This is a genomic window from Ligilactobacillus hayakitensis DSM 18933 = JCM 14209 (genome assembly GCF_000615845.1).
Classification (GTDB): Bacteria; Bacillota; Bacilli; order Lactobacillales; family Lactobacillaceae; genus Ligilactobacillus; species Ligilactobacillus hayakitensis.
In genome coordinates, this window is sequence record NZ_BAML01000001.1 from 61,954 (window position 1) to 76,142 (window position 14,189).

Genomic DNA, 14,189 nt, shown 5'->3' on the forward strand with positions numbered 1-14,189 from the left:
ACAATGTTACTCAGTATCGTATCATATTTATTTCAAGCCTATGAACTGGCAATCCTAGTGTACGTGCTAATGTCTTGGTTTCCTGGTGCATATGCAACAGGTCTTGGGAGATTTATCGTAAAAATTGTTGATCCATATCTATCAAAATTTAGATTTATCCCACCAATTTTTGGATTAAGTTTTAGCCCAATTATTGCACTTATTTTCTTGGATTTTGTAAAAAAGGGAACCTTCCTTGTTCTTATAAAGTTAGGCCTTGTTTAAAATGGAAGAAGTAATTTTACAACATTTCAGACCTGATGAAGAAGAAACCGTAAAGAAATTAGCGAGATATATTGCAAAAGCAGAAGATGAGTATCGACCTATATTAACTCATTTTTTAAATCCAAGAGAACGTAGAATTGCCGAATTTTTAATTAAAAAAAATTCGGGAATCAAAATTTCTGCATATGGTGGAAATGAAAATGCGGAGAGAAAAAGAGTACTTTTTTTCCCAGAATATTATGAAGTTAATGATGGTGACTTCAAGTTAGCATTATTAAATTTAAAGTATCCTGTTAAATTCAGTAAACTTTCACATGGTAGTATTCTTGGAACACTAGCAAATAGCGGTGTAGATAGAGAAGTTTTAGGTGATATTATCAATCATGAAAATGAATGGCAAGTCATTTGTGAGCAAGAAATAAAACAATTTTTTATTTCTCAGATTGAAAAGATTGGTAAGACAAAAGTTGAATTTCAAGAAACTAAGTTTAATAACTTATTAAAACCAAACGTTGAGATGATGGATAAGGAATTACCTGTTTCGTCATTAAGGTTAGATAATTTAATATCCTCAATCTATAATATTTCCAGGGGAAACACAAAAAATTTAATTAAGGCGAAAAAAGTTCAGCTAAATTGGATGATTTGTGAAAAACCCGATTGGGATGTGAAAATTGATGATGTTATTTCTATTAGAGGCTACGGACGTTTTGAATTAGACGAAATTTTAAATGTCACAAAAAAAGGAAAAACACGGATAAAGGTTAAAGTTTTAAAAAAATAATGGAGGTGTAGATGATGGCATTAACACCATTAGATATTCATAATAAAGAATTTCATAATCGTTTACGTGGATATGATCAAGATGAAGTTAACGAATTTCTAGATCAAATTATTAAAGATTATGAAAATATTTTAAAGGAAAATGAACGTTTAAACGAAAGTTTACAACAAAACCAAGAAAAGTTGAAATATTTCAATGATTTGAAAGACTCATTGAATCAATCAATTATTGTTGCACAAGAAGCTGCGGATAAAGTTAAGGCTAATTCTCAAAAAGAAGCTGAAATTATTAATCACGAAGCTCAAAAGCAAGGTCAAGATATTATTGACCAAGCTAATGAAAAGGCTCGTCATATTATTGATGAAGCATCTAAGAAAGCAAAGCGTCTTGCAGTCGAAACTGATGATTTAAGAAAACAAGCTCGTATTTTCCGTCAAAAATTACAAGTAATGATGGAATCACAACTTGAAGTTATCAAGGGTAGTGAATGGGATGAAATTCTTAAACAAGGTGATGTAAGCAGTTTTGAAGATATTCAAGATGCAATTCGTCACGATGATTCTCTTGACAATTTATCAAGTAATGAAGTACAATCATTTGAAAGCAACTACAGTCAAAATGATGTTTCTGAAGTAGAAAACGAAGAAAATGTTGTAGTTCCTGAAGAAATGAATCAAGAGGCAGAAGATAATAGTAATTTAGAAACTGTGGAAAGTGAAGAAAAAGTTGAAGAAGTTGAAACAAAACCTCAAGTAAATGAAACTGTTGTTATTTTCCCAGATGATGATCATTCTGCTTCTGGTCGTAATTTTAAATAGTAATCAAGCATAAAGAACACGGAACAAAGTAAATTAATTACAGAGAGCTGATGTTAGGTGAGAGTTCAGTATTTCACTTACTATGTTTCATCATCTTTTTTGATGTATTTTTCTGAACAAAGTAGGAAAAATCGGTTCATCGCGTTAGAGATGACATAAGTAATTAGTTAATAATTAAAATTTGGGTGGTACCACGAAAATCTCGTCCCTTGCGGATGAGATTTTTTTTATCCCCAAATTTATCAATGAAAGGAAGGGTATTTCTATGAAGGTCAAAGAAACGTTAAACCTTGGAAAAACAAAATTTCCTATGCGAGGTAATTTGCCAGTTCGAGAAGTTGAACGTCAACGTGAATGGGAAGAAAATAAAGTCTATGAAATGAGACAAAAATTAAATGAAGGGAAACCATCATTTGTTTTACATGATGGACCTCCATATGCTAACGGTAACATTCATATGGGACACGCTATGAACAAAATTTCAAAAGATTTTATCGTTCGTTCCAAATCAATGATGGGATTTCGTGCACCATATGTTCCAGGTTGGGATACACACGGGTTACCAATCGAACAACAATTGAAAAAAGCAGGTGTTGATCGTAAGGCAATGTCTGTTGCTGAATTTAGAGAAATGTGCCGCCAATATGCTTTAGAACAAGTTGAAAAGCAAAAGGCTGATTTCAAACGTTTAGGGGTTGCTGGTGAATGGGATAACCCTTACCTAACATTAAAACCTGAATATGAAGCTCAACAAATTCGTGTATTCGGTAAGATGGCTGAAAAAGGCTTAATTTATAAAGGTAAGAAACCTGTCTTTTGGTCATGGTCATCTGAATCAGCCCTTGCTGAAGCAGAAGTTGAATATCATGATGTTACATCACCATCAGCTTTTTATGGAGAAAAAGTTATTGATGGTAAAGGTGTATTAGATGATGATACATATATGGTTGTTTGGACAACTACACCATGGACAATTCCAGCATCTGAAGGAATTACCATCGATGCCAACTTTGATTATGCAGTCGTTCAACATGATGATGATAGTCGTAAATTTGTTATGGCAAATGTTTTAGTTGATAAAAATGCAGAATTATTTGGTTGGAATGACGTTAAGGTTCTTAAGGTCGTTAAAGGTTCTGAATTAGAATATGTTGAAGCACAACATCCTTTTTATCCAGAAAGAAAATTAGTAACAATGCTAGGTGATTTTGTAACAACTGATGCCGGTACTGGATTAGTTCATACAGCCCCTGGATTTGGTGAAGATGACTTTAACGTAGGTATGCAATATGGATTAGATATTTACGTGCCTGTTGATGATAAGGGTTACTTAACAGAAGATACTGGTGCTGATTTTGCCGGTGTATTTTATGAAGATGCAAATGAAATTTCTCTTAAGAAATTAACAGAAGCAGGACTATTAATTAAACAAATGGATATTGAACACAGTTATCCATTTGACTGGAGAACAAAGAAACCTATTATTTTCCGTGCTACTCCACAATGGTTTGCTTCAGTAGACAAGATTCGTGATCAAATTCTATCAGCAATTGATGAAGTTCAATTCTTCAGAATGGGGTCAAAAACGTTTGCATAACATGATTCGCGATCGTGGTGACTGGGTAATTTCACGTCAACGTGTTTGGGGTGTTCCATTACCTATCTTCTATGCTGAAGATGGAGAAGCAATTATGACAAAAGAAACAATTGATCATGTTGCTAAATTAGTTGAAGAACACGGTTCAAACGTATGGTTCCAACGTGAAGCTAAAGATTTACTTCCTGAAGGCTTTACAAGCGAACACTCTCCAAACGGTAAGTTTACTAAAGAAACTGATATCATGGATGTTTGGTTTGATTCTGGTTCATCACACCAAGGTGTTTGTGCCGAACGCGATTACTTAACTTATCCAGCTGATTTATATCTTGAAGGATCTGACCAATATCGTGGTTGGTTTAACTCAAGTTTAATTACTTCAGTTGCATATGCTGGCCATGCTCCATACAAGCAAATTGTATCTCAAGGATTTACTTTGGACGGCGAAGGCCGTAAAATGAGTAAATCATTAGGAAATACTATTGTTCCTAGTGAAGTAATCGATAAGATGGGTGCAGAAATTATCCGTTTATGGGTATTAAGTGTTGATACATCAGCTGACGTCCGTGTTTCAATGGGTAGTTTCCAACAAATTTCAGAAAGTTACCGTAAATTCAGAAATACAGTTCGCTTCTTATTAGCAAATACATCAGACTTTGATCCAAATACTGATGCCGTTGCCTATGAAGATATGGAATCAGTTGATAAGTATATGACTATTCTTGTAAATCGCTTTACTAAAGAAATTCTCGATGCTTATGCAAACTACGAATTTATGGATATCTACAAGAAATTAATTAACTTCTTAACTACTGATTTATCAGCTTTCTATTTGGATATGGCAAAAGATATTGTATATATTGAAGCTGAAAATAGTAAGAAGCGTCGCTCAATGCAAACAGTATTGTATGATGTAGCAGTTCGCTTAACTAAGTTAATGACACCTGTTTTACCTCATACAACTGAAGAAGTTTGGGCATACTTAAAAGAAGATGAAGATTATGCTCAACTTTCAGAAATGCCTGAAGTAAATCATTTCAATAATGAAGAAAAAGTATTTGAAAATTGGACTAAATTTATGCGCGTTCGTTCAAGTGTATTGAAGAGCCTTGAAATGGCACGTAATGATAAATTAATTGGTAAATCATTTGAAGCACATGTAGATTTATATGTTACAGATGAAGTTAAAGCTGATTTAGATAGTTTGGATACAAATGTTCGCCAAGCATTAATTGTTTCAGCTTTAGATGTACATTCATTTGAAGAAGCTCCTGAAAATGCAAATGTATATGATAATGAAATTGCTGTAACAGTTGAACATGCTGTAGGGGATGTATGTCCTCGTTGCCGTATGATTAAAGAAGACGTAGGTTCAGATGAACAATTACCACAATTATGTGCAAGCTGTGCTAAATTAGTACGTGAAAACTATCCAGAAGCTGTAGCTGAAGGATTAGAATAAGAATAGAATTAAGAGGTTAGAAATTCATTCTAGCCTCTTTTTTCGCATTCTAACTAGAAATTTGGTATCATGATTATATATATCCATTTTGGAGGTAAGTTTAATGAAAATGCAGAAAGTTCATGGATCAGGAAATGATTTTTTTATTCTTGATCAACAGGATTTAGATTCAAATTTAACCGAAGAACAATTACGAGAGTTAACAAAAAAAGTTTGTGACCGTACTAATGGACTGCATGGGGGTGCAGATGGAATTTTATATGTTCAAGAAGGGCATAAAGATACTGACGGAAGAATGCGTGTAATTAATGCAGATGGTAGTGAAGCTAGCATGTGTGGTAATGGTATTCGAACAGTTGCTCGATATTTAAGTGAAAAGAAAAATTTAAATAATTTTAAAATTCAAACAATGTATGCTGATTTACAAGTTAAAAAAAGTGATGATTTAGCTAATGGTGTCCAAGCATATGATGCAGAAATTTCACCAGTAAGTTTTAATGCTGCTGATTTGGGAATGAATATTGGCCAAGATAAATTGATTGATGGGAAGATAGAGAAATTATCACCAACCCTTAAATTTTCAGCCGTAGCAGTTCCTAATCCACATTTAATTGCTTTTGTGAATAAAGAAGTCCTTGAAGGTGATACTTTAGGTGAAATTGCAAGCTATTTAAACGATGGAAAAAATGAAATTTTCCCAGATGGAGTTAATGTTAGTTTCGTACATATTTTAGATGACAAAAAGATTTTTGTGCGTACGTTTGAACGAGGCGTAGGTTATACAAATGCTTGTGGAACAGCAATGTCAGCTTCTAGTTTAATGTATCATATGCTTTATTCAGATCAAGTAGCATTAGAAGAAAAAATTACTGTAATTAATCCTGGGGGCATGGTTAATACAATTGTTCATAAGAATCAAGACGGCAATTATTGGATGTCACTTATTGGAAATGCAACTGTGGTGGCTAATGTAGAAATTAATCAAGAAAAAGCACTTGCGGGAAACTTTGCTGGATATTCTTGGGATGAAACTGGCGAACAAGAAAAATATGAAAAATTTATTAATACAATCAAGGAATAAAGAGGAATTTAGAGATGAATCTTGAAGAAAAGGTAAAAAAAGTTGAACATATTTTTGATGGCGTTGTTGTCGACTTAGATGTTGAAACCGTTGAATTACCGAATGGAAAAACTGCTAAACGTGAAATCATCAGACACCAAGGAGCAGTTGCTGTAATAGCAATCACCTCAGAAAATAAGATGGTATTTATTCGTCAATGGCGTGCCCCATTAGGTCAAGAAACGTTAGAAGTACCTGCTGGAAAAATTGAACCTAACGAAGATCCAAGCATTACTGCAATGCGTGAATTAAATGAAGAAACAAGATTTGAAGCGGATAAAATGGAATTTTTAAATTCATTTTACACTTCTCCTGGATTTGCAGATGAAAAGATGTATTTATATCATGCTATCAATTTGAAACCAGTAACAAATAAATTACCTCAAGACGAAGATGAATTTTTAGAATTAGTTGAGTTATCACTTCCAGAAGTAGAAGTGGAAATTAGTAAAGGGACCATTTGTGACAGTAAGACGTTAATTTCAATTTTATATTGGAAGATGATGCAATAAGGTGAATTCAATGTCAGAAGAAATATATAGACGTTCTCAAAATAATCAAAATTTCGAAGAACAAACGGAATCTTTGAGTCGAACAAAAATTAATAAAATGCGACAAGAACAAGATGAAATTAGTAAAACTAATAATTTAAAAGTTAAATTGAATAAAATTATTGCAGGATTAGTCCTAGCTATCTTGATTGTTTATTTAATTTTAATTTTTGTTAATTTTTAAAAGGGAGATTATCGATGAAGTATGGAATTATCTGTGCGATGGAAGAAGAAATTAAAACTTTAGTTGCACAATTAGAAAATAAAAGTGAAACTATGATTGGTGGTAGTGAATTTTATGAAGGTAATTTATTTAATCAAGAAGTAGTTTTAGTGCGATCAGGAATTGGAAAAGTTCAGGCTGGAGTAACAGCGGCTTTTTTAATTCAGGATTTCAAAGTAGATTGCATCATTAATTCAGGATCTGCTGGTGGAATTGGTGAAGGCTTAAAGGTAGGGGATGTCGTTGTTTCAACGGGAGCTGCATACCATGATGCTCAAGCTACAGTTTTTGGTTACGAACCGGGACAATTACCACAACAACCAAGAATTTTTCCTGCTGATCAAAAATTAATGAATGATATCATTTTAGCTGCAACAAAAGCAAATTTAAATTCAAAGCCAGGTTTAATTGTGACTGGGGATCAATTTATTTCTTCAAAAGAACAAATCGCAAAAATTAAAGCAATGTATCCTGAAGTTTTATGTAGCGAAATGGAAGGAGCAGCAATTGCTCAAGTAGCTTATCAATTTAAACGTCCATACGTAATTATTCGTGCAATGTCAGACGTAGGGGATGAAGATGCAGGAATCAATTTTGATGAGTTTATAATAGAAGCAGGTAAAAAATCTGCAGCAATGATTTTAAATTTCTTAAAAAATAAGGGTGAATAAAGTGAAACATATTTATGTAGATAATGCAGGAACAACACCAATGGCTCCTGAAGTTATTGATACTATGACTGATGTTATGAAAAATACATTTGGAAATGCATCAGCGGTTAATTTTCATGGACGACAAGCACGTTTTATATTAGATAATAGTCGTCATACGATTGCACAATCAATCAATGCCAAAAATGATAATGAAATTATCTTTACAAGTGGTGGAACTGAATCAGATAATACTGCAATTATTCAAACAGCATTGCTAAGAAAAGATTTGGGACGACACATCATTACAACATCGATTGAACATGAGGCAGTCTTAAAGCCAATGGAATATTTAGAAACTCAAGGATTCGAAGTCACATATCTTCCTGTTGATCAAAATGGGGTAATTGATATTAATGACTTAAAGAAAGCTGTCCGTGAAGATACTATTTTAGTATCAATTATGATGGGTAATAATGAAGTTGGAAGTCATCAACCAATTACGCAAATTGGAGAATTTTTAAAGGATAAAAATGCATGGTTCCACACTGATTGTGTTCAAGCATACGGAGTTTTAGATATTGATGTTCAAACAATGAATATTGATATGTTGTCTGTATCAGCTCACAAAATTAATGGACCAAAATTTTTAGGATTTCTATACAAGCGTGATGGAATAAACCTACCTTCATTTGTAAAAGGTGGGGACCAAGAGTTAATGCGTCGAGCAGGGACAGAAAATATTCCAGCAATTGCAGGTTTTGCTAAAGCAGTTGAAATTTTAACTCCTGAAATCAAAGCTGAAAATGTACAAAAATTTATGGAACTCAAAAAACATTTAGTAACAAAATTAAAAGAAAATCAAATTGATTTTGAAGTAAATGGATTATTAGAAGAAGGGGAACTTCCACAAATTTTAAGTGTTTGGTTTAAAGGATATGAAAGTGATCGTTTACTTACGAATCTTGATTTAGCAGGCGTTTCAGCGGCAGCAGGTTCTGCATGTACTGCAGGCTCACTTGAACCATCACATGTATTAAAGGCTATGTTTGGTAAAAATAGTCCTCGTGTCAGTGAAACTGTCCGTTTTAGTTTTGGTGTATATAATACACAAGAAGAAATTGATGTCTTAGTTGAAAAGTTAGTTAAAATAATAAATCGTGGAAAGTAGGGATGCATCATGGCATATGGTTTAGAATCACAATTGCAAGGCGATACACGTAAGTTTAAGTTATCTGATAATATCAAAAAATATTCTTTACGTGATACAGGATTTATCGAAACAAAAGGTGGAAAATTCCAATTAGAACGCTCGTTAGATCCAAACTCACCATTTAATCAAGGATATAAATTAAAGATAGCTGTTGAAGCTGATTTGAAAAAATTTAAAATGGTAACTTTAACTGCTAATGGGATGCGTGAAGTTAATATTTTTAAGGGAAACGATGAACATCAAAATGTTGAACAACTTAATTTTATTTTAAATGACTTGATTGAGCGTGAAATCTTAGTTGAAGTCTAATACTTGATATTATTATTAGAAATTAATATAATAAAAAGTACTGAACAAAAACGACCTTCAAATCGTTAGAATTCAGAATTTAAAGAAATGATGGTGATTTTTTGTGAAAGACAATAGTCAAATTCGTGTTGTTGTAGGTATGAGTGGTGGTGTTGATTCATCAGTATCAGCATACTTACTTAAAGAACAAGGCTATGATGTTGTCGGAGTTTTTATGAAGAACTGGGACGACAAAAATGATAGTGGAGTATGTACTGTAACGGAAGATTATCAAGATGTTGCTAAAGTTGCAAATCAACTTGGAATTCCATACTACTCTGTTAACTTTGAAAAAGAATATTGGGATCGAGTATTCACATATTTCTTAGATGAATATAAGAATGGACGAACTCCAAATCCTGATGTTATGTGCAATAAGGAAGTTAAATTTAAAGCATTCTTAGATTATGCGATGGAAATTGATGCTGACTATATTGCTATGGGGCACTATGCTCAAGTGGTACGTGATGAAGATGGAAACGTTCATTTGATGCGTGGGGCTGATGAAAATAAAGATCAAACTTACTTCTTAAGTCAACTTTCAAATGAACAATTAGACCGCGTAATGTTCCCAATTGGTGGCATGGAAAAATCAGAAGTGCGTCGTATTGCTGAAGAAGCTGGTTTAGCTACAGCTAAGAAGAAAGACTCAACTGGTATTTGCTTTATTGGTGAACGTAACTTTAGCCAATTCTTAAGTGAATTCTTACCTGCACAACCAGGTAAGATGGTTACTGTTGATGGCGAAGTTAAAGGTGAACACTTTGGTTTAATGAATTATACAATTGGCCAACGAAAAGGATTAGGTATTGGTGGAGATGGAAAGAGCAATGAACCATGGTTTGTTGTTGGTAAAGATTTAGCAACTAATACTTTAATTGTTGGACAAGGATATCACAATGAACATTTATATGCTGATCGTTTAGAAGCTTCTCGTTTGAATTTTGTTAACGATATTTCTGATCGTGGCGATGAGTTCCATTGTACTGCTAAATTTAGATATCGCCAAAAAGATTCAGGTGTTACAGTTAAATTTAATGAAGAACGTACTAAAGTGGAAGTGATTTTTGATGAACCCGTACGTGCAATTACTCCAGGTCAAGAAGTGGTATTCTATGATGGACCTGAATGTTTAGGTAGTGGAACAATCGACTTCGCATATAAAAAAGATAAATTATTACAATATGTTTAATAAAAAACTTGGATTTTTTCCAAGTTTTTTTTATTAAAATTATTGAGAATAACTTAAAATTTCATAGTAATATCCTTTTTCAATTATAAATTTTATGTAATAATTATAAAAGAAAAACTAGATTGCGAAGGTGTGGAAAGAAAATGACAAGATTATTTTTTGTACGTCATGGGAAAACTGAATGGAATCTTGAGGGAAGATATCAAGGAGCAAATGGCGATTCTCCATTACTTCCTCAAAGTTTGGATGAAATTAATCAGGTAGCTGAATATCTCAGCCAATATAAATTTAAAAAAATTTACAGTAGTCCAATTAAACGAGCTTTTACAACAGCTAAAAATATAAGAAAAAAATTACCGTATGATGTACGTTTAGAAGTGGATCAGGCGTTTAGTGAATTTAATTTGGGAAAAATGGAAGGGATGAAATTTACTGAAGTTGCAAAAAAATATCCAGAAGAATTGGATGCTTTTCGCAATCACCCAGATAAGTATGATCCATCAAGAATTGAAGGAGAAAGTTTCGAAGAACTTTTTGCACGGATGACCCCAAAAATTAAAGAAATAGTCAATCGCTATCCAAATTCCGATATTTTAATTGTAAGTCATGGAGCAGCTTTGTGTGCGGAAATACGTTATTTACAAGGGGTTCCACTTGAAAAATTACGAGAAAAAGGTGGATTAGCCAATACAAGTACAACAATATTAAGTACTAAAGATGGTGAAAAATACAAGTGTCTCGAATGGAATAAAACAGATTATCTTAAGCGAAAACTTGATGTAACTGATATTGTTTAAAGAAGGGTTGATTATGGATAAAAAAACAAAATCTGAAATTGAGGATGCAATGTTAAAGTTAATTAAAGCTGTTGATGACAATCCATATGACGCGCAAGCTTATTATAATTTGGGAATTGCATTAAATGAATCAAAAGCACAAACACAAGCGGAAGAACTTTTTAAAAAGGCATTGAGTATTTTTAAAAATCAAACTAAAGAAACTGAATTACTTGAGTATGGTTTAGCAAATACATACTATGAAAGTTCATTATATAATGAGGCAATCAAAGAATTTGCTAAAATAAAGGGAGCATTAAAAAAAGATGCAATGCTAATGATTGGACAGTCATATTTTGCATTAGAAAGCTATCAAAAATCACTAGTATATGCAATTACAGTTCTTGAAAAAGATTCAAAAAATACCGATGCAATGATGTTAATTGCCGATTCTTTTATGGCATTGGGACAATTAAATCAAGCTAAGGAATATTTTTTAAAGGTTATTAAAATACAACATCAAAATAAACAGGCGCTTTTTCAGTTAGGCGTAATTTATGTAACAAATTACGGGTCAGATAGAGGATATTTTGCCAAGGTAAAAGCTATCGATAGTACATATTATCACAAAATGATGCAACGTTTATCTGATATTGAAAGCTTTATAATGAAAGCTAAAGAAATGGAGGAAAAATAAGTGGAATCAACTGATTTATTTGATAAACAAAAAGACATTCAGATTTTAAAAGGATCAGTTGATGCAATATTTTTCCAAGCATCAGATAGCTTCTACAAAGTCATCCAAGTATCGGTTAAGGAAAGCAACTTTGATTGGCACGAAAAGAAAATAACTGTTGTAGGAGATATGCCATCAATTCAGTTAGATTCAAGATATAAATTTGAAGGCGAATTAATTTTTCATGCAAAGTATGGGCAACAGTTTAAGATAGTATCATGCCAAATTGATATCCCTTCGACTAAGGATGGCTTAATTGCTTATTTATCAGGGGAAAATTTTCCTGGAATTGGAAAGAAAACAGCTGAAAAAATAGTAAATCATTTTGGAAACGAAGCGATAGAAATTTTAAATGATAATCCGGATAAGTTGGACGAGGTTAAGTTAACACAAAAACAAAAAGATATTATTTTAAATGTATTAAAGTCTAACTATGGATTAGGACAAGTTATCATTGAGTTGAATGCATTAGGATTTAGTAGTGGATTAGCAAGTAAGATTTATAGCAGATATATAGATGCAACTATGGAAATTGTCAAAGAAGATCCATATCGTTTAATTTATGATATTGATGGTATCAGTTTTAATAAGGTGGATGCAGCTGCGCGACAAATGAATTTTGAAATTGATTCTCCATTGCGGATTCGCGGGGCAATATTTGAAACTTTAAATAAATTGACATTTGAGTCTGGAAATACTTACGTTGATTTAAAAAAGTTACTAACGGAAACACTTGACCTACTTGAATACAATATTTCAGAGCCTATTGATCCTCAGAAAATAGCTGATGAATTAATGGAATTAGCTGAAAATGATAAGATCCGACCTGAAAAAAATAATATTTATAGTAAAAGATTTTATCTTGCTGAGTACAATACGGCTGAAAATTTATATCGATTGATTAAAGATAAGGAATCTGAGAATTATTCAGATAAGTCACTTAATCGAGCAATTAGCAAGGTAGAAGAGAAATTAGGAATTGAATATGATGAAGTACAGCAAAGTGCAATTAGGGATGCAATCAATTCACCAGTATTTCTTCTAACAGGTGGTCCTGGTACCGGAAAGACAACAATTATCAATGGGATTGTTGGCGTATATAGTTTTTTAAACGACATTTCTTTAGATGTTAACCAGTATGATTCTGATAATCCATTTCCTATAATACTCGCCGCACCTACCGGAAGAGCTGCCAAAAGAATGTCAGAGGCAACAGGATTACCAGCAATGACAATTCATCGATTACTTGGGATTAATGCACATGATACTGAAAATCCTGAAGAAACGAAAGAAATAAATGGGAAGTTAATAATAATTGATGAAATGTCGATGGTGGATACATTAATAATGGAAACTTTAGTGAAAAATATTCCAAGTCATATGAAAGTGATTTTCGTTGGGGATAAGAACCAATTACCATCAGTTGGTCCCGGAAAAGTATTTTCAGATTTATTAGAAAGCAATATGATTAATAAATTAGAGTTACAAAAGATTTATCGTCAAGGGGATGGCTCCAGTATTATTGACTTGGCGCACCATGTAAAGCAAGGAACTTTACCTCTTGATTTTACACAGCAACAAAATGATCGTTCGTTTATTAGTTGTGGTAGCTCTCAGGTTGGTTCAGGAATAAAACAAGTAGTTTCTGCAGCGATTCGTAGAGGAATTAAAAAAGATGATATTCAGATTCTTTTACCTATGTATAAAGGTCAGGCTGGGATTAATGAAGTTAACAAAATAATGCAAGATTTGTTGAACCCATTAACTGGTAGAAAAAAATATATAGAACATAAAGAAATTGTTTATCGTGTTGGAGATAGGGTTTTACATTTGGTAAATGATCCAGAAAATAATATTTTTAATGGAGATATTGGAAAAATAATTGGAATTGAAACAGAAGACAAGAAAAAGAAAATAGCGCCTAAAATTATTGTTGATTTTGATGGTAACGAAGTTACTTTTGAACGAAACGACTTTGACAATTTAACTTTGTCTTACTGTATGTCAATTCACAAATCACAAGGTAGCGAATTTAAAGTATTAATTATTGCGATGCTATCCCAATATCGCAGAATGTATGCGCGCAACTTGTTATATACCGCTTTAACAAGAGCAAAGCAAAAATTGATTTTATTGGGAGATATCGATGCATACAAAGAGTGTGCAAAGATTATTTCACTAGATCGTAATACTGGATTGATTCGGCGAATGTCTGAAATTTTCGATAAACCGATATCAAAGGATAATACTGAAAATTCTAAATCAGATTTGGACAACGAAATTGAAATAAAAGAGGACGATGTTAAAACAGGTTTCTCAAAGCAAAGTACCAAATCGAATAAAAAAGAAACAATCCTAACACTCGAAGCTATTGAAAACAGAAATATTGATCCAATGATTGGAATGGAAGGTATTTCACCATTTGATTATCTACAAGAATAATACAAAAAGGACT

At 32.7% G+C, this 14,189-nt stretch carries 13 protein-coding genes and 1 pseudogene; all 14 read left to right on the forward strand.

What is annotated here, in order from left to right:
• The first annotated feature begins 3 nt into the window (after positions 1-3).
• Complete coding sequence (locus tag JCM14209_RS00295) at positions 4-264, forward strand: YggT family protein (protein WP_025021654.1); 261 nt, start codon at positions 4-6, stop codon at positions 262-264.
• A gap of 1 nt (position 265) precedes the next feature.
• Positions 266-1,048, forward strand: a complete 783-nt coding sequence (locus tag JCM14209_RS00300; protein ID WP_025021655.1) for a YlmH family RNA-binding protein — start codon at positions 266-268, stop codon at positions 1,046-1,048.
• A 14-nt stretch (positions 1,049-1,062) separates the two neighbouring features.
• Entirely contained in the window at positions 1,063-1,866 is an 804-nt protein-coding gene (locus JCM14209_RS00305) for a DivIVA domain-containing protein (RefSeq protein WP_025021656.1), read from the forward strand.
• Positions 1,867-2,131: 265 nt separating this feature from the next.
• Positions 2,132-4,925, forward strand: a pseudogene (gene ileS / locus JCM14209_RS08690) (isoleucine--tRNA ligase).
• A gap of 103 nt (positions 4,926-5,028) precedes the next feature.
• On the forward strand, positions 5,029-6,006 hold the full coding sequence (dapF, locus tag JCM14209_RS00315) for a diaminopimelate epimerase (protein ID WP_025021657.1): 978 nt from the start codon (positions 5,029-5,031) through the stop codon (positions 6,004-6,006).
• A gap of 14 nt (positions 6,007-6,020) precedes the next feature.
• Positions 6,021-6,557, forward strand: a complete 537-nt coding sequence (locus JCM14209_RS00320) for an NUDIX hydrolase (protein WP_025021658.1) — start codon at positions 6,021-6,023, stop codon at positions 6,555-6,557.
• Positions 6,558-6,567: 10 nt separating this feature from the next.
• A complete protein-coding gene (locus JCM14209_RS00325; protein WP_025021659.1) occupies positions 6,568-6,780 on the forward strand; it encodes a hypothetical protein in 213 nt (70 codons plus the stop codon).
• A gap of 14 nt (positions 6,781-6,794) precedes the next feature.
• Positions 6,795-7,490, forward strand: a complete 696-nt coding sequence (locus tag JCM14209_RS00330; protein ID WP_025021660.1) for a 5'-methylthioadenosine/adenosylhomocysteine nucleosidase — start codon at positions 6,795-6,797, stop codon at positions 7,488-7,490.
• 1 nt (position 7,491) lies between these two features.
• Positions 7,492-8,640 (forward strand): cysteine desulfurase family protein, encoded by a 1,149-nt coding sequence (locus JCM14209_RS00335; RefSeq protein WP_025021661.1) that lies wholly within the window; start codon positions 7,492-7,494, stop codon positions 8,638-8,640.
• A 9-nt stretch (positions 8,641-8,649) separates the two neighbouring features.
• The gene (locus JCM14209_RS00340) at positions 8,650-8,991 is read left to right on the forward strand and encodes a DUF1831 domain-containing protein (RefSeq protein WP_025021662.1); all 342 of its coding nucleotides are present in this window, start codon (positions 8,650-8,652) and stop codon (positions 8,989-8,991) included.
• A gap of 103 nt (positions 8,992-9,094) precedes the next feature.
• Complete coding sequence (mnmA, locus tag JCM14209_RS00345; RefSeq protein WP_025021663.1) at positions 9,095-10,222, forward strand: tRNA 2-thiouridine(34) synthase MnmA; 1,128 nt, start codon at positions 9,095-9,097, stop codon at positions 10,220-10,222.
• 143 nt (positions 10,223-10,365) lie between these two features.
• A complete protein-coding gene (locus JCM14209_RS00350) occupies positions 10,366-11,019 on the forward strand; it encodes a histidine phosphatase family protein (RefSeq protein ID WP_025021664.1) in 654 nt (217 codons plus the stop codon).
• 13 nt (positions 11,020-11,032) lie between these two features.
• Positions 11,033-11,695: a tetratricopeptide repeat protein gene (locus JCM14209_RS00355; RefSeq protein WP_025021665.1), complete on the forward strand. Its 663-nt coding sequence runs from the start codon at positions 11,033-11,035 to the stop codon at positions 11,693-11,695.
• The gene (gene recD2, locus JCM14209_RS00360; protein ID WP_025021666.1) at positions 11,696-14,176 is read left to right on the forward strand and encodes an SF1B family DNA helicase RecD2; all 2,481 of its coding nucleotides are present in this window, start codon (positions 11,696-11,698) and stop codon (positions 14,174-14,176) included.
• Positions 14,177-14,189: the final 13 nt, after the last annotated feature.